Source organism: Bacillus sp. FSL K6-2841 (assembly GCF_037976435.1).
Classification (GTDB): Bacteria; Bacillota; Bacilli; order Bacillales; family Bacillaceae; genus Bacillus; species Bacillus pumilus.
In genome coordinates, this window is sequence record NZ_CP150266.1 from 1,093,334 (window position 1) to 1,114,890 (window position 21,557).

At 41.9% G+C, this 21,557-nt stretch carries 24 protein-coding genes; 13 read left to right on the plus strand and 11 right to left on the minus strand.

Annotation, left to right across the window (positions count from 1 at the left end):
* Positions 1 to 2 precede the first annotated feature (2 nt).
* Genes sbcD through MHH68_RS05330 form a run of 3 tightly spaced genes read left to right on the plus strand, consistent with a single transcriptional unit; the run spans position 3 to position 4,887 of the window.
* Positions 3 to 1,178 (plus strand): exonuclease subunit SbcD, encoded by a 1,176-nt coding sequence (sbcD, locus tag MHH68_RS05320; protein ID WP_058014359.1) that lies wholly within the window; start codon positions 3 to 5, stop codon positions 1,176 to 1,178.
* Positions 1,175 to 4,570: an SMC family ATPase gene (locus MHH68_RS05325; protein ID WP_339165445.1), complete on the plus strand. Its 3,396-nt coding sequence runs from the start codon at positions 1,175 to 1,177 to the stop codon at positions 4,568 to 4,570. Before sbcD ends, MHH68_RS05325 begins: the two co-directional genes overlap by 4 nt.
* A 17-nt stretch (positions 4,571 to 4,587) precedes the next feature.
* Entirely contained in the window at positions 4,588 to 4,887 is a 300-nt protein-coding gene (locus MHH68_RS05330) for a hypothetical protein (protein ID WP_017360217.1), read from the plus strand.
* Between the two features lie 47 nt (positions 4,888 to 4,934).
* Here MHH68_RS05330 and MHH68_RS05335 read toward each other — a convergent pair whose 3' ends face one another.
* The 8 genes from MHH68_RS05335 to MHH68_RS05370 form a co-directional block, all read right to left on the minus strand.
* Entirely contained in the window at positions 4,935 to 5,153 is a 219-nt protein-coding gene (locus MHH68_RS05335; RefSeq protein WP_003211468.1) for a spore germination protein, read from the minus strand.
* Positions 5,154 to 5,175: 22 nt separating this feature from the next.
* The gene (locus tag MHH68_RS05340) at positions 5,176 to 5,610 is read right to left on the minus strand and encodes a spore germination protein GerPE (RefSeq protein WP_058014356.1); all 435 of its coding nucleotides are present in this window, start codon (positions 5,608 to 5,610) and stop codon (positions 5,176 to 5,178) included.
* Positions 5,610 to 5,786, minus strand: a complete 177-nt coding sequence (locus MHH68_RS05345; protein WP_058014355.1) for a hypothetical protein — start codon at positions 5,784 to 5,786, stop codon at positions 5,610 to 5,612. The genes MHH68_RS05340 and MHH68_RS05345 overlap by 1 nt, the downstream gene beginning before the upstream one ends.
* The gene (locus tag MHH68_RS05350; protein ID WP_058014354.1) at positions 5,783 to 6,397 is read right to left on the minus strand and encodes a spore germination protein GerPC; all 615 of its coding nucleotides are present in this window, start codon (positions 6,395 to 6,397) and stop codon (positions 5,783 to 5,785) included. Before MHH68_RS05350 ends, MHH68_RS05345 begins: the two co-directional genes overlap by 4 nt.
* A 31-nt stretch (positions 6,398 to 6,428) precedes the next feature.
* Positions 6,429 to 6,662: a spore germination protein GerPB gene (locus MHH68_RS05355; RefSeq protein WP_058014353.1), complete on the minus strand. Its 234-nt coding sequence runs from the start codon at positions 6,660 to 6,662 to the stop codon at positions 6,429 to 6,431.
* Positions 6,663 to 6,676: 14 nt separating this feature from the next.
* Positions 6,677 to 6,898, minus strand: coding sequence for a spore germination protein (locus tag MHH68_RS05360; protein WP_003211745.1), 222 nt, complete (start codon positions 6,896 to 6,898; stop codon positions 6,677 to 6,679).
* 127 nt (positions 6,899 to 7,025) lie between these two features.
* Positions 7,026 to 7,187 (minus strand): aspartyl-phosphate phosphatase Spo0E family protein, encoded by a 162-nt coding sequence (locus MHH68_RS05365; protein ID WP_012009503.1) that lies wholly within the window; start codon positions 7,185 to 7,187, stop codon positions 7,026 to 7,028.
* A 122-nt stretch (positions 7,188 to 7,309) separates the two neighbouring features.
* The gene (locus tag MHH68_RS05370) at positions 7,310 to 8,404 is read right to left on the minus strand and encodes a CotH kinase family protein (RefSeq protein WP_180309266.1); all 1,095 of its coding nucleotides are present in this window, start codon (positions 8,402 to 8,404) and stop codon (positions 7,310 to 7,312) included.
* Positions 8,405 to 9,347: 943 nt separating this feature from the next.
* Between MHH68_RS05370 and MHH68_RS05375 the strand changes: the two genes are divergently transcribed.
* Positions 9,348 to 10,253, plus strand: coding sequence for a fumarylacetoacetate hydrolase family protein (locus MHH68_RS05375; protein ID WP_058014351.1), 906 nt, complete (start codon positions 9,348 to 9,350; stop codon positions 10,251 to 10,253).
* A 92-nt stretch (positions 10,254 to 10,345) separates the two neighbouring features.
* The gene (locus tag MHH68_RS05380; RefSeq protein WP_058014350.1) at positions 10,346 to 10,714 is read left to right on the plus strand and encodes a YisL family protein; all 369 of its coding nucleotides are present in this window, start codon (positions 10,346 to 10,348) and stop codon (positions 10,712 to 10,714) included.
* A gap of 38 nt (positions 10,715 to 10,752) precedes the next feature.
* On the opposite strand, the gene MHH68_RS05385 is transcribed toward MHH68_RS05380, so the two are convergent.
* A complete protein-coding gene (locus tag MHH68_RS05385) occupies positions 10,753 to 11,280 on the minus strand; it encodes a DUF2777 family protein (protein WP_268466943.1) in 528 nt (175 codons plus the stop codon).
* Positions 11,281 to 11,436: 156 nt separating this feature from the next.
* Between MHH68_RS05385 and asnB the strand changes: the two genes are divergently transcribed.
* The 4 genes from asnB (at position 11,437) to MHH68_RS05405 (ending at position 17,248) form a co-directional block, all read left to right on the plus strand.
* Entirely contained in the window at positions 11,437 to 13,278 is a 1,842-nt protein-coding gene (gene asnB / locus MHH68_RS05390; protein WP_306011968.1) for an asparagine synthase (glutamine-hydrolyzing), read from the plus strand.
* Positions 13,279 to 13,426: 148 nt separating this feature from the next.
* Positions 13,427 to 14,944 carry a phytoene desaturase family protein gene (gene crtI / locus MHH68_RS05395; RefSeq protein ID WP_339165451.1) on the plus strand — a complete coding sequence of 506 codons (1,518 nt, stop codon included), beginning with the start codon at positions 13,427 to 13,429 and terminating at the stop codon, positions 14,942 to 14,944.
* Positions 14,941 to 16,416, plus strand: coding sequence for a phytoene desaturase family protein (gene crtI, locus MHH68_RS05400; protein WP_339165453.1), 1,476 nt, complete (start codon positions 14,941 to 14,943; stop codon positions 16,414 to 16,416). The genes crtI (MHH68_RS05395) and crtI (MHH68_RS05400) overlap by 4 nt, the downstream gene beginning before the upstream one ends.
* On the plus strand, positions 16,409 to 17,248 hold the full coding sequence (locus MHH68_RS05405) for a phytoene/squalene synthase family protein (RefSeq protein ID WP_339165454.1): 840 nt from the start codon (positions 16,409 to 16,411) through the stop codon (positions 17,246 to 17,248). The genes crtI (MHH68_RS05400) and MHH68_RS05405 overlap by 8 nt, the downstream gene beginning before the upstream one ends.
* A gap of 24 nt (positions 17,249 to 17,272) precedes the next feature.
* Here MHH68_RS05405 and MHH68_RS05410 read toward each other — a convergent pair whose 3' ends face one another.
* Positions 17,273 to 18,649, minus strand: coding sequence for an MATE family efflux transporter (locus tag MHH68_RS05410; protein ID WP_339165456.1), 1,377 nt, complete (start codon positions 18,647 to 18,649; stop codon positions 17,273 to 17,275).
* Between the two features lie 113 nt (positions 18,650 to 18,762).
* Here MHH68_RS05410 and MHH68_RS05415 point away from each other — a divergent pair, with 113 nt between their 5' ends.
* The 4 genes from MHH68_RS05415 (at position 18,763) to MHH68_RS05430 (ending at position 20,836) form a co-directional block, all read left to right on the plus strand.
* The gene (locus MHH68_RS05415; protein ID WP_339165458.1) at positions 18,763 to 19,629 is read left to right on the plus strand and encodes an AraC family transcriptional regulator; all 867 of its coding nucleotides are present in this window, start codon (positions 18,763 to 18,765) and stop codon (positions 19,627 to 19,629) included.
* Between the two features lie 14 nt (positions 19,630 to 19,643).
* Complete coding sequence (locus tag MHH68_RS05420) at positions 19,644 to 20,204, plus strand: GNAT family protein (protein WP_339165459.1); 561 nt, start codon at positions 19,644 to 19,646, stop codon at positions 20,202 to 20,204.
* 68 nt (positions 20,205 to 20,272) lie between these two features.
* Positions 20,273 to 20,539, plus strand: a complete 267-nt coding sequence (locus tag MHH68_RS05425; RefSeq protein WP_339165461.1) for a hypothetical protein — start codon at positions 20,273 to 20,275, stop codon at positions 20,537 to 20,539.
* 36 nt (positions 20,540 to 20,575) lie between these two features.
* Positions 20,576 to 20,836: a hypothetical protein gene (locus tag MHH68_RS05430; protein ID WP_081042294.1), complete on the plus strand. Its 261-nt coding sequence runs from the start codon at positions 20,576 to 20,578 to the stop codon at positions 20,834 to 20,836.
* On the opposite strand, the gene MHH68_RS05435 is transcribed toward MHH68_RS05430, so the two are convergent.
* Complete coding sequence (locus tag MHH68_RS05435; RefSeq protein WP_235567023.1) at positions 20,831 to 21,370, minus strand: serine acetyltransferase; 540 nt, start codon at positions 21,368 to 21,370, stop codon at positions 20,831 to 20,833. The genes MHH68_RS05430 and MHH68_RS05435 overlap by 6 nt on opposite strands.
* Positions 21,371 to 21,557 lie beyond the last annotated feature (187 nt).

Here is a 21,557-nt window from a genome sequence, read left to right on the forward strand (position 1 = left end):
ACATGAGGATTCTGCATACAGCGGATTGGCATTTAGGGAAAACCCTTGAAGGTCGAAGCCGGCTCGATGAGCAAGCACAGTTTTTAGATGAGCTGTATCAAATCGTGAAAGACGAACACATTGATGTCATTGTGATGGCCGGTGATGCCTTTGATACAGTGAATCCGCCTGCTAGAGCAGAGCAGCTTTTTTATGAAAGTCTATCTGCTTTATCTGATAAAGGAAAACGCCAGGTAGTGGTCATTTCAGGCAACCACGATAATCCGGATCGTTTATCAGCCGCATCTCCTTTAACAAATGATCAAGGGATTCATTTAATTGGATATCCGACAAATGACATCATCCGTGTCGATGTTTCTTCTGCGGATGAACGTTTATCCATTGCAGCACTCGCTTATCCGTCTGAGGCGAGGCTAAATGAGGTGCTGGCTGAAACATTCGAAGAGAAATTGCTTCGTGATCATTACAATTTAAAGATTCAACAAGCGTTTCAACATTTAAGTACTCAATTTCAACCGGATACGGTCAATATCGCAACAAGCCACATTTATGTGGCAGGAGGAAGTCAAACAGATTCAGAAAGACCGATTGAAGTAGGCGGCGCATATACCGTTGCGGCTGAAAGCCTGCCAGAATCCGCTTGCTATGTTGCACTTGGTCATTTGCACAGGCCGCAAACGATCAAACGTGCCAAAACGATTGCTCGTTATTCTGGATCACCTCTTGCTTATAGCTTTTCTGAATCAGGCTATGCCAAATCAGTCACAATTGTGGAGGCAAAACCGAATGAAAAAGCGAGCTGGAAAGAAGTGTTTTTATCAAGTGGAAAACCACTTATGAAATGGAAGGCGACTGAGGGACTGAGTCAAGTGTACGAGTGGCTGGATGAAAAACGGGATCTTCAGGCATGGATTGATCTAGAGATTCATTTAACAGATCAGCTCTCTATTGAAGAGATTCATCAACTCCGAAAGCAGCATAGTGGGTTTGTTCACATTCGTCCAAAATTCAAAGAACTACAGCAAATAGAAGAGCAAAAGCAAGTGGAAAAACTCTCGATCGAAGAGAGATTCGTGAAGTTTTATGAGCGCCAGACAGGTGGCGGTCTGCCTGATGAAAAAACAGTCAAACTGTTTTTAGAGCTAGCCAATGATATGCAAGAGGAGGAAGCGACTTGAAGCCGATTACGCTGACCATTAAAGGACTTCATAGCTTCAGAGAAGAACAAACAATTGACTTTAGCTCATTATGTGATGCGGGTGTGTTTGGCATATTTGGACCGACAGGAAGTGGAAAGTCGTCCATATTAGACGCTATGACACTGGCACTCTATGGCAAAGTGGAGCGTGCGTTAAATAATACACATGGTATTTTGAACCAAGCGGAAGAAAAGCTGTCGGTTTCCTTTACATTTGCTTTGCAAAAGGAACACCACATTTCTTATAAAGTCGAGCGTGCTTTCAAACGAGCGGATGAAATGAAAGTCAGAACGACTTTATGCCGCCTGATTGAAATCGGTGATACGCAGACAGTTCTCGCAGATAAAGCGAGTGAGGTGAATCGTAAAGTAGAAGAACTACTCGGATTAACCATTGATGATTTTACCCGTGCGGTCGTCTTACCTCAAGGGAAGTTTGCAGAATTTCTCTCCTTAAAAGGGGCAGACAGACGTCAAATGCTTCAGCGGTTGTTTAACTTGGAGAAATATGGGGATCAGCTCGTCAAGCGATTGCGTGCAAAGGCTCAAAAGCATTATGGACAAAAAAATGAACTGCTGGCTGAACTGAATGGTTTAGGAGAAGCTGGCCCAGAGGCGCTGGCAAAAGCAAAGGAAGCAGCAGAGCAGGCAAAGGCTATTTTTCATGAGAAAAAACAAGCGCGGGACGAAGCGCTCACTGCTTTTACAAAGGCGCAAACGATCTGGCAGTATCAAAAGGAACAAGAAGCTTACGAGACTGAACAAAACAAGCTGAATTTACTGGCACCATCAATAGAAGAGAAAAGGGCGAAGCTCCATATCGCAGAGCAGGCAGAGACGCTAAAGCCCTATGCGAATGCATTGACAAAGGCTGAAAAACAGCTTTCTCAAGCATCGAAAGAGAAGCAGGAAGCAGAAAAGCAGCTGCTGCATCAACGAACGATCTATGATCAAATGGCGCGGGAGTATGAGCAAGACCGGCAAAAGAAAATAGAGACAGAGCCAGACCTTCTCCAAAAGAAAGAGCAGCTGATTCAGCTAAAAGAAATTGAACGTAAAAAAGAGGCAGCTCTTCGGGAAAAGACGGGCATAGAGCGCCAAAAAAATGAAAAAGCGCAGCAGCTCCTCCAAAAGAAGAAAGAAGCGGAGAATCTCCAATCTCTATTAGAGCGTGCACTAACGAAACAAACACAGCTGAAGAATGAGCTGGAGCTGTTACAAGTTTCAGTGAAAGAACGCAAAAGTGTACAGGATGCTTTACGTTTAAGTGAAAATCTTGAAAGAATAAACTTTAGCATTCAAAAGGAAAAGCAAAAGCTGGAGGAGTTCAACAAGCGGGCCTTACAGACTTCAGAAGCATATGAAAGGCTTCAAAAGCAGCAAAACGACCATCATGAAAAAATATACCAATCGTTTCAAGCAATTGAACACCTCTATTTTTATGTATGTGAACTCGAACGAGCTCTGACAGAATGGAGTCAAAAAGAACAACAACAGAAACTCGAAAAATTAAAGCAGCGAGATGCTGTAAGAGCGGCAGAATTAAGAAAAGAATTAGCAGCAGAGCTAGTAGATGGTGAGCCATGCCCGGTTTGTGGGTCGATTCATCATGATCCAAAGGCTTTGCAATCCAATGACCATGAAGAAACCGTGGCACAAGTCGATGAAGTCATTCAACGGATGGACAAAGAGCTCAAGCAGGCAGAGGATTATGGAAGAGACATGTATGCCGCAAAGCAGCTTCTCGAAACGCATGCCAATCAATTAGTGAAGCAATTCGCTTTCTTATCTCAGAAAGCCCCTGGAGCGGAAGTCGCTGCAGCAGTAGAAATGGTACAAAATTCGCAGTCTTTGCAGGATCTGATGCAAGAATGGAAAGGCATAAAGCAAGATATTCAAGAAGTTGAGCAGAAACGAGCTCGTTTAATGGATGAAACGCATGATCAATCAGCAGAGATGAGCAAAATGAAAGAGCAAATGACTTTTGAACAGCAGCGCATTGAAGAATTAGAAGTGCTGATCAAAGAGCTTCATGCTGAGCTTTCAGAGCAAACGACTCAATTTGAACAGACCTTCCCGCATCTTACATTGAATCAAGTACAAGAAATGCAAAAGCAAATCGATGAAAAGGACCAACAAGCGGAAGGCTATAAAGAACGAATTGAGAAAAGTATTTCGTTTTTGGAAGAAAAACAGCTAGCAAAAGAGCAGCTGCAGACAGTGATATACAATGTCGAGAAAGAACTTGATAAACTAGCGCATCAGTTAGAAAGTCAGCAGCAGCTTATCCAACAATATGAAATAGATTTAGGCCGATATCCATTAAAAGCTGCCTCTATTTCTGATGAACTTATAGAGGTTGAACACACCCTTTCTCTTCTTAATGAAAAAGAGCAGCAATCGTACAAGCAATTGCAGCACGCGCAGCAGTTGTTTAGTGAGGCGCAAAGTCATTTTTCAAGCAGTGAGCGTCAGCTTCAAGAGGCGAACAAGCGAAAACAAGAAACAGCAGCAGCTTGGGAAACAGCAGCAGAATCTTCTCCTTTTCATATGCCGCAGGAAATTGAGTCTGTTTCAATGGAACAAGCAGTACGTCAATCGGTCAAACAAGAAATTGAGGAATTTGAGGATAAAAGAAAGGAATGTGCCGCAAACTTAAAGCGAATTTCTGAATTATTGAAAGAAGAGTCTCTGGATGAAAAGCAGTGGATGGACATTCAGCACAGAAAAAAGGCAGCTGAAAAAGCATTGGAAGAAGCGACTGCAATGAGTGGGTCCGCACATGAACACCTGCGTGTGATGGAAGAGAATAATCAGCGCTTTGCAAGTATTCACGAACGATTGGAAGCACTGCAGCAAGAAATTGATCGCCTTGATAAACTGCAAACTGTTTTTAAAGGGAATACGTTTGTTGAATTTTTAGCAGAAGAACAGCTGGAAAGTGTCAGTCGTGATGCATCCGCCCGCTTAGGTATGTTGACGAGACAAAGATATGCGATTGAGGTCGACTCAGAAGGCGGCTTTGTTATGCGTGATGATGCAAATGGCGGTGTTAGGCGTCCCGTGTCCAGCTTGTCCGGCGGGGAAACCTTCTTGACATCACTGGCGCTTGCCCTTGCTCTTTCTGCACAAATTCAGCTGAGAGGTGAATTCCCGCTGCAATTCTTTTTCCTTGATGAAGGATTCGGTACGCTCGATCAAGACTTGCTTGATACGGTCATTACCGCATTAGAAAAGCTTCAGTCTCACAATTTAGCAGTTGGTGTTATTAGCCACGTGGAAGAATTGAAAATGAGGCTACCGAAGAAACTGATTGTCCATCCAGCAGATCCAAGCGGGAAAGGAACAACAGTCTCAATGGAATTAATGTAAAGTGAGGTGATGTCAGGATGGCAAAGCAAACGATTGGATTATGTGAGCTGTGCGGAAGACAAGAGGTCGTCCTTACGGAACATCACTTGACCCCAAGAGAAGAGGGCGGAGCCTTTCTACCGACTGCCTTCCTGTGCATCCCTTGCCATAAACAAGTACATGCTCTTTATACAAATCAGGAGCTTGCCGCACGTTTGAACACGCTTGATGCGCTTAGACAAGATGAAAAGCTTGTTCCGTACATCAAATGGATTCGAAAGCAGCCGGCAAGTAAGTTGGTCAAAACAAAGAAATCAAGACAACGTAGAAAGAAATAAACATAAAAAAGCGCTCCTCTAAGTGAAATGGATGTAGAGGAGCCGCTTTATGCATTGCCTACCATATTCTGATCGTTTAAGTCAGGATCCACATAGTTAGTGGCGCTAATGCCATTATTTAAAATCAAGAAATCTCCGGTATTCCCCGCTCCAGAGCCTAAAGCAGATTTTGAAGAACTTTTAGGCGAAAGATAAAATGAGTCACCGACGTTTACGACGCCCCCAGAAATCGAGTTAATGTAAATGGGTCCGACAATTGCTGGCATAATCGACATCCTTTATTCGAAGTCATATCACCATCATATGCGCAGGGAGGTCCAATTGTGAGTTTGGCGGATTTTCGTCGTTGTTGCTAAATAACTCTCGAATATGCTTTACTCGTGCAACGGCATTTATCCCGCACGTAGAGCCGATTTGATAGATAGAGGAGGAAGAGACCCCTTCTACATGAATTGACGAAACTTTAATGAGAGGCTTTTCATGATAAAAGGCCGTTCTAACTTTTCGTTCTGGCAGCATCAATGGGATTGGCTCATAATACACTTCAAATTCTTTTGCATCTAGGTTTTCGGCTTCATTTCCATAAAACAAACTAATCGTTCGCTGAACAGCTAACACCTTCACGTTCGGGCATAACTCTTGTGTATCACCAATTTGAACCACACTCGAAATCCCCACAGAATTCACCTTCGAGAACTTCACTTGAGATGTGCGCTTTATCATTATCGAGGGGATAGAGGAACAAACGGGCCAATAATTAATGATTCTGGCGGTGTATCGAAAATCGATGACAATTGTACATGGTCTGTGTCCCCGATAATAAATAGGGAAGAGGACGATACCCCAACTACTTTGATGCTTCCGGTTTCGATGTTGCGGTTGACGACTGTGAAATTCATCCGTTTTCCTCTCCTTTCGTTTCATTTGGAATATGGGCTAAAAAGTGTTCGATTGCCCGTTTGACATCATGTTTCACATATTCAGCAATTTGCTCGGAACGTTGAAGTGGTGTCATATCTTCCCTTTGTGGCAGCTGTCCCGCGTAATATTTGATTCTGCTGTCTATCTGTTTTCGAATGTCCTCAATGATATGGTGCTTGTTGCTTTCATCAAGCGAGCCTTCGTATCGCTGCTCTAGTTCTTCAAGAAGCTGTGGTGCTTCTTCATTTAAGAATGCATCGACAAGCTGGCGTGTTTGATTGAAAAATTGATCAGCCATTTCTTGCTGCATCATTCCAATTCCCGGGGTTGTTGTTTGACCCACTTCAAAATTTTGAACACTATTTGGATCAGATGGATTGAGGCCGATATTTAATGTGCCTTCCAGCCGCTCGATTTTCAGTTGATCAAATTGATAATCAATCCGTTCAATTGTTGTTGTCGGTTTATCTTTGATCATTTGCATTTCCTGCTGAAGCTCATTAAGCCTTTTTTCAAGCATCATGATTTGCTGTGTTTGCTTTTGAATGATGCCATACATTTGTGAAGCGTTGTTTTGATAGTCATACATATGCATACACCTCCGGGGATTGCAGATGAACTTATGTTGTTGGTGACTGAAGCGGTACAAAAGGTGTCGTGGTTGCGCCTTGAGATTCTGCAATGCCTTGTGTGCCTGCTGCGGCAGGTGCTGATTCTACGTAGCTTCCAGTGTTATACAAATTGGATAATGCCTTGATGGATCCAGCACTTCCGATTTGCAGAACGGATGAGTTACTCACAGACTCCACTCGTAAGTAATTAATTTGTATCGCTTGATTAATATAGAAGTTCAATGGATTCTCACTCCTTACAAGTTACCAACAAGCGGTTGATCAATGACATCACTATCATACGTATTTGTCACACTTTTATAGTTGCTAATGCGTAATTGATCACCAGTATTAAAACTGCCTGCGCCAGCAAACGTTTTAACCTGACTATTTGGAGAAATGGTGATGCAGTCTCCAACATGAACGACTCCGCTCGTTCCGACGGCATTTACTTTAAAGGCTCCAACAATAGCCGGCATAGCGGTGCACATCCTTTATAAAAATAAGGCACTTTGTTTTTGGGCGTTTCACCATAGCTTATGATGGGTCTTTTAATGTGTGATTGTCTTTTTGAAAGCTTTTGATGAGAGGAATGAGGTGTATGGTTTACCCTTTTTTAGAGCATTCATTCGAGGTGTATTTGATGCCTTTATTTAAAAGTGTGTCAAGCTCTTGACTGCACCTGATGGTTTCTTCGGCATTCATCCCGAATTTTTTTGCGGTCTCAATTAAATGTAATCTTTTTTGTTCAATTTCATAATTGATCATAACGGACGCCAACTCTCACATTTTTTATCAAATAGAAGGATATGGTTAGTATACCCTATTTTTCTATAAAAAAAGTTGTTTCGTCAATATGAGTAATAAAGTGACAAAATTCGAAAGCGTCCTTACGTGACATCTCTCTCTTTTCTTATTTCAGTCTGTAAATAACGTCGTCTTTTGTTGATATACTGCCGGATGACCTCTCGTTCTGATCGTAGAATGTCTTTTCGGTCTCTTGTATAAGGATCATCTCCAATTCGCTTCTCAATAGAAGCATGCCATTTCTCAATGATTGGACAAAGCTGGTCTTCTAAAAAATGTGTATCGAGTACGTGCTGGAAAAGCGTGTAATAGGCTCTCTTAAACGAAGGGATATCTAGTAATCTAGCAGTTAACGTATTAAAGCCGCTTACTGGAATATAATCAAACGCCATTTCTTCTCCATGAATGTCACGGCCCCATGTCGCATCATAATCCCAAGGAAGCACTTGGAATCTGCCTTGTTCATTCACATAAAGAGCGTAGTTATGGACAAAGCCGTCAAAGTTTTGTGTGCACACGACACCAATGAGCCAGCGGAAATACTGGGTCACATCTAGGTAATGCCCAATCTTTTCGGCAAATATGTCATCTTTCGCTGTGTTGAGAAAGTAAATAAATTCACTCAGCTGTTGATCATGTTGAGAACTCCCTGTTTTTTTCTCGTACCCGAGGAGAAGGTGTTTTTTTGGCTTTTTATCAAATGAACTCAAAAGGGAAAAGTTGGCGTCGTCATCGACTGCATAATAAATGCCGCCTTCTGAAAGCTCTCTTTTCTGAAAAAAGTGCTCATCGACGGATTCTATTTTTAAATAAATGCCTTCTTTTCTTCCGTTTATCGTGAGAAACACATGAGCCGCAGCAGGACTTAGCACCCCTATCTGCTCGAAGAAATAAAAGGACAGTCTGTTTCGGATAAACGAAGGGTCATTGTATTCTGCATTTAAATGAAAGATCGATTCGCCTTGTCTTTGCTTTGGCTTTCGATATTCAATTTGATAGGACTTTTTTTTCAGCTTTCTGATGTGAGACCCCCGATATGAAGCATAAATGTGTGATTTGATCTGGCCAGTTTTCAAAATGCCCTCAACAGGTTCGTCGTTCCATATGTCTTTTCTTAATTCAATCAGGTCCTTTGGATGAATCCAAATATCCATTTGCTTTAAAGGTTCTGTGGTCATGCGTTCATCCTCCTCCTTTGCTCTTCTTTACGATATGAAAATGAAGGAATGTCCTGTACCCGTTTGTTAGGTATTCATGGAGTTTTAAAAGAAAGGGGCATCCGCCAAGAACACTTGTCTATCAATTCTCGTAACATAAAGCAGAGAAGATAAACAGCTTGATCTGTTTGTTTTGTCAAAGTATAGACTGGGAGGGGAATCGTTCGTGAGCACATTTGATCATTCACATATTGAGCATGCAGTGGATTCACTTAAAAGTGAGGGGCGTGATCATCACTTAGATCGTGAACCAGAATCGAGACGTTCGCATAAGTCAGCTCGTTCTCGTCATTCAAGTCGCGGTCATTGGTTCTTTGGCGGTGGTGGACGCCGTAAATCATGCCGCAGTAAAAAAAGCTACAGAAGCTATCGTTCAAAGAAAAGTTATCGCTCGAAGAAAAGCATGAAGAGTAAAAAGTCATATAAAAGCAAAAAATCTTGCAGAAGCAAAAAGAGCGAACCGAAAAAATCATGTCGCAGCAAACACAGATCCCATCATAAGAAAAGCTGCCGCAAGTCACACCGCAGCAAATGCAGATCGCATCATAAGAAGAGCTGCCGCAAGTCACATCGCAGCAAGCACAGATCGCATCATAAGAAGAGTTGCCGCAAGTCACATCGCAGCAAGCACAGATCCCATCATAAGAAGAGCCACAAGTCGCGCCGCAGCCACTCTTGCAAAAGATGTGGAAAGAAAAAGCATTATTCCCGCAGCAGAGGAAATGTTGATCGTAAATGGGATCAAGGGAACATGTGGGAGTATCGCCGCTACCGCTAAACATCAGATCATCTTTTTTGAAACCCTTTTTAAAAGAGAGTATGATAAAAAAGGGTTTTTTTTATTTCATAGAGAAATAAAATGAGACATCACCACTTAGCGAAATGAAGATTGTGAGGGGAAGACATGAAGTTTTTTACAGGTGAGATACATAGCAGGATGTTTATTGGGGTAGTCATTGATGATGAATGGGTCATGGACGTCAAAAAGGCAGAAGCCAAATTATTCGAGCTAGAGACACTGCCGAACTCTTTAGCTGAATGTATTCATATGGGGGACAAGTTTGTTGAGCATGTCAAACAGCTCCTTGACTGGGCTGAGAAAAAAGAAGAAGACCGCGGTTCTTATGTTTATCCGCTGTCGGACGTGAAACTCCATGCGCCCATTCCAAAGCCAGCTAAAAACATTATGTGTGTTGGAAAGAATTATCAAGATCATGTCATGGAGATGGGAAGTGCAGCGGATATTCCTAAAGATGTGATGATCTTTACAAAGGCACCTACTTCAGTCGTTGGACATGAAGCGGATATCCTCCTTCATGAAGATGTGACGAGTGAACTGGATTATGAAGGGGAGCTTGCGATCGTGATGGGCAAATCGGGAAAGAATATTGCACCTGAAGAAGTCAAGGATTATCTATTTGGTTACACCATTTTAAATGACGTAACGGCAAGAGATTTACAGAAAAAACACAAACAATTTTTTATAGGGAAAAGCTTAGATACAACCTGCCCGATAGGACCTTATATTGTGCATAAGTCTGTAATCGAGGATCATAGCGCGCTTCATGTGGAAACAAAGGTTAACGGAGAGGTTCGCCAGTCTGCAAGTACAGAATTAATGATTTTCTCCATCGAGAACATTGTGTCTACTCTTTCAAAAGGGATGACACTAGAAGCTGGTGACATCATTGCAACGGGAACACCTTCTGGGGTTGGAAAAGGCTTTGAACCGCCTAAATTCTTAGCTTCAGGGGATCAAATCGATATTACGATTGAACCGATTGGAACGCTATCAAATCGCGTCAAATAAAGAGTAATATGACACAGGATTGTCGTTTTGTGTTCGACTTATTTCGTGGTACGATGAGAAGGTAATTGTTCTGATAAAGGGGGAAATAACAAATGGGAACGCATTTACATATTACAGCATGGGTGCTAGGAATTATTTTATTCTTCGTGGCCTTTGCTCTAGCAGGTAAAAACGACAAAGGTGCTAAAATTGTGCACATGATTGTCAGACTATTGTACTTGATCATTATCGCCACAGGCGTAGAGCTGTATGTTCGCACAGGAATGAAGATTCCAGGTTTCGGTGGCGAGTATATCGGTAAAATGATTCTCGGTATCCTTGTGATTGGCTTCATGGAAATGACTCTTGTACGCAAGAAAAAAGGAAAATCGGTGACTGGTGTATTGATTGGTTTTATCGTACTCGCGATCGTGACCATTCTTCTCGGTTTACGTCTGCCGATTGGTTTTCATATCTTTTAACAGAAAAAGGACATTGCTTATACGAAGCAGTGTCCTTTTTATATGCCATCAAACTGTGAAACCGACCGGTGACCGTCAGAAGTGGTCCATTCAAACCGAATTTGACCTGCAGTTGAGTCGTGGTGAGATTGAAGGGCAAGCGATTGTGTATCTGTCGAAAACTGAAAGAAAGTAACTCGTTGAAAAGAATGAAAGGAGGAGAAAACACAATCATAGACGGAAAAGCCAAGCTGCTCGATCTGTGCAATGATTTCATAAAAGACGTTTTCAGGAACAAACATGAGAAGGTCAAGCAAGCCTTTGGCGAGTGATGCCGTATATTGAATTTCTTCACCGCCTTGTACTTCTAACAGCTGTCCATTTTCATGAAGTATCATGGAACCGAGCAGCTCTCCTTTTATCCACCTATCATTCTCCTTCAAACAGATCATCGTGCTTTGAAGACTTTCTGGCAGCATGAGTTCTCCTTCTTCATCTTCAATCAGACAATGCCCATTTTCAATGAGTAAATACCCGCTACACCATCTTCGGCTACAGCGTTCAAGCTGCTTCATTCGTTTTTCCATTTGCAGACGCTCCTTTCCTCTTTCTTTTTCTTACCAAAACAAGCTTGTCCTATACGCCCGAGAAAAAAGGACAAATCAACTATCGAGGAGACGATGCATAAACTAAGAAAGGCTGAATGAGAACACTTGAGGAAAAACGGATGGGAGCTGATGATGATGTGTGGAATAACAGGCTGGGCAGACTTTAAAAAGCAGCTCATCCAACAGGATCATGTAATCAATCAAATGACAGATACATTATCTAAAAGAGGGCCAGACGATACAAATACGTGGAAAAGTGAGCACGTTCTATTTGGGCATAAAAGGTTAGCGGTTGTAGATGTAGAAGGCGGAAAACAGCCGATGACATATACACATCAAAACCATGCTTATACCGTTGTATATAATGGAGAGCTCTATAACACAGAGGATATAAGAAAGGAATTGTTAAAAAGGGGCCACCGCTTTCTTGGGCATTCTGATACAGAGGTACTTCTTCATGCCTACACAGAATGGAAGGAAGAGTGTGTGACCCATTTTAATGGTATTTTTGCATTTGTGATTTGGGATAGTGAGCGTGAATTATTATTTGCAGGGAGAGACCGGCTCGGCGTCAAGCCATTTTTCTATACAGAACGTCATCATTCCTTTTTATTTGGTTCAGAAATCAAAGCGCTTCTTGCTCACCCTGATATGAAAGCAAAAGTCGATCATGAGGGATTATCGGAGATTTTTGGTCTAGGACCATCTAGAACACCAGGCCAAGGAGTGTTTAAAGGGGTAAAAGAGCTGAGACCTGCTCATGCCTTGACCTATTCAAAAGACGGACTATGTGTGTGGAGATACTGGAATGTCCAAAGCAAGGCGCATACGGACTCACTTGATGACACCGCACAGCACGTCAAGGATCTCTTTACAGATGCCGTCACAAGGCAGCTTGTCTCTGATGTGCCTGTTTGTACATTTTTATCGGGTGGCGTCGATTCGAGTGCCATTACCGCCATTGCCGCTAAGCACTTTGAGAAAATAGGGAAAGCACCGCTTCATACGTATTCTGTTGACTACGAAGGGAATGATCAATTCTTTGAAGCAAGTCAGTTCCAGCCGAATGCAGATGGTCCATGGATTGACCGCATGACCAAGGCATTTCAAACGAATCATCACAGCTGCATCATTGGACAAAAGGATCTGGCTGCTTATTTAAAGGAAGCGGTTGAGGTCCGAGACTTACCGGGTATGGCAGATATTGATTCTTCCTTGCTTTGGTTCTGCCGAGAAATTAAAAAGGACTTTGTGGTCGGTTTGTCAGGTGAATGTGCGGATGAAATTTTTGGAGGCTATCCTTGGTTCCATTCGGCAAATGAAACGAATGGTTTTCCTTGGATGAGATCGACGGAAGCTAGAACGCAGCTCTTACAAGACTCGTGGCAAAAAAAGCTGTCACTAAGAGAATATGCACAAAGCAAATATGAAGAAACCGTGGCTGAAACGCCTCTTTTAGATGGAGAAACTGGAATAGATAAAGCACGGAGAGAACTTTTTTACTTAAATATGGTCTGGTTTATGACAACGCTGCTAGATCGAAAAGACCGGATGAGTATGGGGGCGAGTCTTGAGGTACGTGTGCCATTTGCGGACCATCGCCTTGTCGAATATGTATGGAATATTCCTTGGGAAATGAAAATGCATGGAAATCGTGAAAAAGGGGTTTTACGGAAAGCATTAGAGGGAATTTTACCGAATGAAGTGCTTTATCGCAAGAAGAGTCCTTACCCGAAAACACATCATCCAGCCTATACTCAGGCTGTAAAAGAGATGTTAACAGGTTGCCTTGCGCAAAAAGATTCTGTTCTCCATGAATTTCTAGATCCACATCAATTAAAGCAGTTGATTGAAACGGAAGGAGCATCCTTTCAAGTGCCTTGGTATGGCCAGCTCATGAAGGGCCCGCAATTAATCGCTCATCTGGCGCAGATTCATCACTGGTTTGAGACGTATCGAATTGATATAGAAGCGTAATAAAGGGCCGGCTTTCTTACATTTGTTGAAGGGAAGCCGGCTTTTTTTGATACATAACATGAGACAAATAGAGCACATCGAAAGTTGATCTAATCTTTCTAATTTGTATAATTAACTTAAAGTGAATTAATTTGGAGGAAAAAGGATAATGAAAATCATTGTGATCGGAGCAGGACCAGGGGGACTTGCGGCAGCTATGATGCTTCAAAGCAAAGGACACGATGTTCATGTTTACGAAAAACAGCCCTTTGTTGGCGGACGTAATTCTAAGTTTCAACTTGGTGATTTCACGTTTGATACAGGTCCTACCTTTCTCAGCATGATTCATATTGCAGAGGAGCTGTTCACCTTTGCTGGTAAAAATCTTTATGACTATATTGATGTGATCGAATTAAAAGAAATGTATAGATTGATTTTCCGAGACGATCAGCTAGATATGATACGAGATCGTGAAGAAATGTATAGACGGTTAGAAGCCTTTGCACCTGGAGAGGGAGAAGGGTATATACGATTTATGAACGATACGAAACGCAAAATGGATCGACTTACACCTATATTACAAAGTAAAATGGATCGTTTTCATCATTATTTGCGTCCGAAGGTGCTCAAAGCACTTCCGCAGCTTTCATTGAATAAGAGTTTATATGATGTACTGTCAGATTATTTCTCAAATGAATCAGTGAAATATGCCTTTACATTTCAATCAAAGTATTTAGGCATGTCACCGTGGGAATGCCCGGGTGCTTTTTCCATTCTATCATTTATGGAGCATGACACAGGTGTGTTCCATCCGAAGGGCGGGGTCAATCAGCTGTCAGAAGCGATGGCAAAAGCAGCGGTTGAAGCTGGAGCAACGATTCATTTGTCAGCCGGCGTCGAAAAGTTGCTGACAGAAGGCAGGAAAGTAAAGGGCATTCGCTTAGAATCGGGGGAAGAAATAGAGGCAGATGAGGTTGTCGTAAATGGAGATTTTGCACATGTAATGACAAAGCTTGTAGAGCCAGGACTTTTAAAGAAATATAGCGAGAAAAAATTAAAAAAGAAAAAATTCTCATGCTCGACCTTTATGCTTTATTTGGGATTAGATACCATATATGAGGAGCCCCATCATACTATCGTTTTTTCTGATGATTATGCGCAATTCGTCAAAGGCATTACGAAAACATATGAGCTGCCAGATGATCCATCTATTTATATTCAAAATGCTAGTGTCACAGATGACTCACTTGCGCCAAAAGGAAAGTCAGCTCTTTATGTATTAGCACCCGTTGCCAATAATCAAAGCAGCATTGACTGGGAAGCGCATCAAGATGAATTCAGAGAACTTGTACTGGATACACTGGAGCGAAAAACCGGTTTTAAGAATGTAAGGCAGCATATAGAAGTCGAGCGGATGATCACACCGAAGCAATGGGAGGAAGACCTTTACGTATACGAAGGAGCCACTTTTAACCTTGGTCACCAGCTGACGCAGATGATGGTTCTAAGGCCGCACAATGATTTTGATGAATTGGATCATTGCTGGCTTGTAGGAGGAGGAACGCATCCAGGAAGTGGACTGCCGACCATTTTAGAATCAGCACGTATCACGACAAATGCGATTCTTTCAAAAGAGAAACATACGCACAAAACATTGCCGCAAGAAGAAAAGGGGAGCGCCTCATGAAAAAACATATATTGATTGCAGGTGGCGGTATTGGCGGGATGATCTCGGCACTTTATTTAAAAAGAGCTGGACATGATGTGACGCTTGTCGAAAAAAATGAACGACTTGGCGGAAGACTTGCTTTTGTACGTGAGAAAGGATATAAAGTAGATGAAGGTCCGACCATTGTCCTACTTCCAGCTATGTTAAAAGGTATTTTACATGAGGTAGGAATTGACGAAGCATCTCTTGATCTTTTGCAGCTTGATCCGCTGTATACGATTCAATTTCAAGATGGAACCTCCTACACGAAGTATTCTGATGCACTTCGTCAGCTAGAGGAAATCAGACGTGTATTTCCAAAGGAAGATCAAGGATTCCTAAGGTTTATGGAAGAAATGACAGACCGGTTTCAAGAAGGACAGCAAGCCTTTTTAGAGAAATCATTTCATGAAAAGCGGACATTTTTTACAAAAGCAAATATGAAGATTTTAATGAAATTAAAGGCGTATCGCACGGTTCAAAGTGCTCTGAAAAAGTATTTCTCAGACGAACGCCTGCGAGATGCATATGCACTTCAAACCCTCTATGTCGGAGGAAATCCATATGAAGCATCTGCTATTTATTCGCTTGTTTCATATAGTGAGCACGCACATGGCATCTACTATTTAAAAGGCGGCTATGCGAGTTTAGTAGATATATTAGAAGAACAGCTCATGAAAATGGGTGTGCATGTGAGAAAAAATGCTGAAGTCACGGAGCTCGAGTTTGAGGGGAAACGCGTGGTTAAAGCAAAAGTCATTGACGACCAGATAGCAGCTGATGCTTTTGTCATCAACGGAGATTATCCGGCTGCGTTAAAACAGCTTAGTTTAGACGAACAAGATCGGCGAAAATACGTGCCATCTTCTGGCTGTGTGATGGTGTATGTTGGGTTAAACAAAATGTACCATGATGCGCCTGTTCACCAATTCTTTATGGGCGAACACTTTGAACAGCATATGAAAGAGGTTTTTCAAACGAAGACGATCCCTCAAGATCCGTCGTTTTATACATTTAATCCATCGATTATTGATCCATCTCTTGCCCCGGAAGGCTGTAGTGTTTTATATTTGCTGATTCCCGTTCCCTCAGGAGATCATATCAACTGGGAAGAGGAGACAGATTTTGTAGAGAAAATGGTGGATCGTCTTGAGAAAAGAGGCTTTCCGAGATTGCGAGAGTCGATTGTCTGGAAAAAAGTCAGAACACCAAATGATTCCTTGCGGGAAGGGTTGTTTGAAGGCGGCAGCTTTGGACTTGCGCCTAACTTATTTCAATCAGGTGTGTTCCGCCCGCAAGTGAAGGCAGCTGAGACCGATAATCTTTATGCGGTAGGTGCTTCCATCCATCCTGGTGGCGGAGTGCCGATCGTGATGCAAAGTGCGAAGCTGATGACATCTGTGCTGTTAAAAGATTTGAATGACAGAAAGGAAGTGAAACTAAGTGGTTGATGTACAAACAGCATTGAAATTGTGTGAGGAGACCATTCAAACCCATTCCAAAACGTTTTACCGTGCCTTTTCCATGCTGCCTAAAAAGAAACGACAGGCTGTATGGGCCGTGTATTCCTTTTGCCGAAGAGCAGATGATATTGTAGATGAGTCACCCTCGCCAAAAGAGGAGCTTGCCTCCTTTCGAGAGACGTTTGATCGATTTTTACAAGGTGAGGTAGATCGGAATGATCCGATGTGGGTAGCGCTGGAACATACATTTCAAGAGTTTCGTATGGATGAAGCACCGTTCCGTGACTTGCTCCAAGGTCAGGAGATGGATTTAGAGCAGCATCGATATGATACGTTAGATGAACTGCTCATTTATTCCTACCATGTTGCTAGTACCGTTGGACTTATGCTGCTTCCTATTATTGCACCGCGTAAAAAAGAACAGCTAAAAGAAGCAGCGATTTCATTAGGAATTGCCATGCAGCTGACCAATATTCTTCGTGACATTGGCGAGGATAAGGCTGAAAGAGACCGCATTTATTTGCCAAAGCAAGTCATGGATCAATTCGGATATACAGAGCAAGAATTGCAAGAAGGCATTGTCAATCAAGCATTTCAGCACGTATGGGAGTACATTGCCTTTGAGGCAGAGGCATACTACGAGGAGTTTTTTGACCATCTTCATGAATTCCCGCTTTATTCACGTATACCAGTGAAAGCAGCTGCTCACTTTTATAAAGCCATTTTAGATAAAACAAGAGAAAATGAATACCGCGTATTTACACAGCGATCATTTATTTCAAACCAAGAAAAAGCACTTATTTTAGAAGGTATTAAGTAAAAAGGACTGCACCCGCAGTCCTTTTTATGTGGATGAAAAGCGATATTCCGTCCAAACCCTTGAACGCCAACGCCTATACATAAAGATGCCTCTCACCCATTCATCCACGATAAAAGAAATCCAAATTCCAATGAGACCCATCTCAAGCTGTATGCCTAACAAGTAAGCGATCGGAAGCCCGATGCCCCACATTGAAATCATCGCCATATACACTGGAAACTTCGCGTCCCCGGCAGCCCGCAAGGAATTAATAATGACCATATTAAACGAACGGCCCGGTTCTAAAATAATGGTCAAAAGGAGGAGGGTGGCGGCTGTTTGAATGATCTCGCTGTTGCTAGTAAAGAAAGTAAGTAAATGCGTCGATGATAAAGATAAAGCAGTGGAAGAAAGAAGGGAGATGCCAATGGCCCAGTATAAACTTTTCATGCATCTGTGATAGGCAGCATCGAATTCCTTCGCCCCAATATGGCGTCCGATTAAAATTTGTGTCCCTTGGCTAATGGCTGCACCAAATAGCATAATGAACATCATGATATTTTGAGTATAAACCTTTGCTGCTAATGCCTGCGTCCCCATAAATGTAATAAACAGTGTAATAATCATTTGGGAGCCGTTATAAGAAAGCTGCTCTCCAGCAGAAGGAATCCCGATCTTTAGCAGCTTTTTTAAATATGTCCGCTGGATGTGAAACATCTTCTTTAGTGAAAAGCGTAATCCAATTCGGCGGCGTACAATGAGGATCATGGCCATTAATCCGATCAATCGAGCGAGTGAGGTTGAAAAAGCGACCCCCATGACACCTAATATAGGGAAGCCAAACGGACCGAAAATCACCAAATAGTTACCAGCAACATTTAGCAAGTTCATTCCGATGGTGACATACATCGTATCTCTTGTATATCCATAGCTTTTTAAAATAGCACTATACGTCATAATGAGCGCTTGAATAAAGGAAAGCAGCCCGACAATTTGTAAAAATACAGTCGCATCCGGCATGAGCTCACTTGATAGGCCCATCAGATGTAAGATGGGGACAGCTAATACAAACATGAGAAGACTAATAACAAAGCTAATCAAGAAATTGGTCCCTAGCGAGACATAGGCGACTTGAGCCGCTTCCTGCCTGCGGCTTGCTCCTAAAAGCTGCGCAATCACAATCGTCGTTCCAGTTGTAATGAAACTGAACATGACAATCAATAAATTCAACAGCTGATTGCTTACACCAACTGCGGCAACACTATTATCGGAATATTGGCTGAGCATGAGGGTATCAGCGCTTCCCATGAGCATATATAAAGAGATTTCAATAAAAATAGGCCAAGTTAATGCAAATAATGAAGGGTGGTTTTTCTTCCCCCTAGCTTGAACTTTTTGAATTGGCAGTGATTGAGGTTTCATCAATCAACCTCCTTTCGTATAAATCCGATTTATAGTGTACCTTGCATCGACTATAATAAGAAGAGATGAAACCGAAACTTATTGGAGAAATCCGACTTCATAAGGGGATGAATATGAATCGATTTATTACATTTACTGTACCGCCGTTTCCGGTTTATATCGTTTCTGGCAAAGGCGTATTTTATGAAGGAGAAAGACATATCTCTAGAACCTTTACCGTGTTTGATCTTCTTTATGTCACAAGAGGGCAGCTATGGATCACAGAAAACAGGGAGGCTCACCACGTAAAAGAAGGAGAATATATCATTCTCTCACCAGGCTTGTCACATGGCGGACACCTGCCATGCGAAGAAGAAACGCACTATGAGTGGCTTCATTTTTCGATTGATCCTTTTGATTTGACGAATCGGCCGAGAGAACACTGGTTTGATATGAAACAAAATCAAGCCACCTTTGAAAAGCCGGCAACATATGAATTTAGCCTGCCCCGTATAGGAAAAGTGAAGGGGAGAAATGTATTTGAAAAGCACCTTGCACAGATGCGGGCACTAAATGATGACGCGTCTGAATTGCCGCTGAAAAAACAGCTTCAGTTTGAAGAACTGCTCATTCATTTACAAAAAGAAGCATTTCATATTCCAAGTGCAAAGGAGAATGTCGCCTCAGAAGTGGTTCATTATCTTGAGCGTCACTTTATGAAGAAACTACAAATGGAAGAGCTGGCAGAGAAACTGCACTATCATCCTGATTACATGACAAGATGCATGCAGACGGTATATGGACTCACGCCAACCCAATACATCAATCGTCTCAAGGTCGAAAAAGCCAAAAGCATGCTTGCTTCAACGAATAATCAAATCGCAGCGATTGCTGAACAGGTAGGCATTGATGACCCTACTTATTTTTCTAAGCTGTTTCGTCAAAACGAAGGCATGACGCCTATCGAGTACCGTCATCTCGCAAAAAGAACGACAAAGTAAAGGAACGTGAACAGATGAAAAGGGAAAAGGAAAAGCTTGTGAGCATACGACCATTAAATGAAGCTGATTTAGAGATGGTATGGTATTTAAGATTCAAAGCACCAGACCAGTCCTATCGAAAGTGGAATGCCCCATATTTTCATGAACACGAAATCCCGCTTGCTGCATTTAAAAAACGATACTTACAGGATACATCCATTCCGCCAAAGCTATATGGTATTGAAATAGACGGCGAAATCAAAGGCACCGTGTCATATTATTGGGAGAATGAACGTACACGGTGGCTTGAATGCGGCATCCTCATTTATGATTCGCGTTTTTGGAGCGGTGGCGTTGGGACAAAGGCGTTAAGTCTATGGACAGATGAGTTATTTACACACATTGATATTCCTCGAATTGGTCTTACTACATGGTCGGGAAATGAACGAATGATGCGGTGCGCAGAGAAATGCGGATTTGTCCTTGAAGGAAGGCTGCGAAAGGTCCGTTACTATCAAGGAGAATATTATGATTCGATGCGCTATGGGATGCTGCGTGAGGAATGGAAAAGCCTTCTGCAATATTCAACAGAATAATTCCTTTTTTTTTTAGTACAAAAGTAGCTTATGATTGAATAATCTAAAAAAGAAGGGCGGCGAATGAGTTGCGTTGGATTACCGGATGGTTTGTGTCGATCATAGTGGGCGCTTACCTATTTGTAGATGCGCCTAAACAAGGAAAGAATAAATGGCTGTGGGCGATTTTAGGCCTTTTATTCGGGCTCTTTACATTTGGAATATACCTGATCAAAACAGGAAGAAAAGGATTGGGCTGGACGGTTCTGATCGTGTCCATTATCATCTATTCTATTTTCATTCTAGTCTATGTTTTTTATTTCTTATTGCTGATTATCGGATATTCAAACGCATAATAGAAAGCACGAGTGTACATAAGGAGGAGTTTGGACGTGAGACTTACAGGGTTATTCGTTTCACTTGCTGTTGCCATTTATTTATGGTTTGATGCGCCAAAGCATGATAAAGACAAATGGCTGTGGGCCATTTTAGGTATATTATTTAGTACGATCGTTCTCGGTATTTATTTGATCAAGACAGAGAGGAAGGGACTTGGCTGGACCATTCTTATTTTAACGATTTTGTTTTACCTCATGCTGCTCATCTCTGTTTTGATCGGTATCATTCTTTTTTATCAGGTAGGTCCTTCATGATGAAGGGCTTTTTTCTTTTACCTTTTGCGCCGGCACACCTGCAATCACAATTTTCTCCTCGTGGAAGGAACGGTTTACCACAGCATTTGCTCCAATTGAAATATGATCTGCAATATAGATATCCCCAAACAGCTTAGCACCTGGGCCGATCCACACATGATCCCCAATGGTTGGTACATCTTTTTCATGATGATTCTGACCAATATTCACCCCTTGATGAATATCACAAAATGCCCCAATTTTTGCATGCTTGTTCACAATTAAGAGACCCGTATGATTGATTCTAAGACCGGGGCCGAAGACACCAATCGGGATATCAAAACCAAGCTGCATGCCTTTCTTTTTATGTAAATAGCGATAAAGCCATTTGCGAATTGTAGCACCACTATTAGAATAGTATTCATATTTTCGTAAAATCCTTTGATATTTCCATATATCATCTCCAAACCGCTTAGGTCGTTTGCGCTTAATGGCTAATGCTTTCTTGTCCTGAGCTAAGTAGTGGTGAAGATCATGCTTTGTTAAAATCATCATATCCCTCTCCATCCCCTTTTGTTTCAGAGAAATTATACCATTATAACCATTTATATCAATATAGAATGACGTTTCTTTTTTTCCTTTTCTACATCACTTTCATCCACTTTCCCATATAAAATAAGTGCTTTGTCATGAATAGAACAAAAGAACCAGGAAAAATGATTTGTAATTTTTTTCTACATTA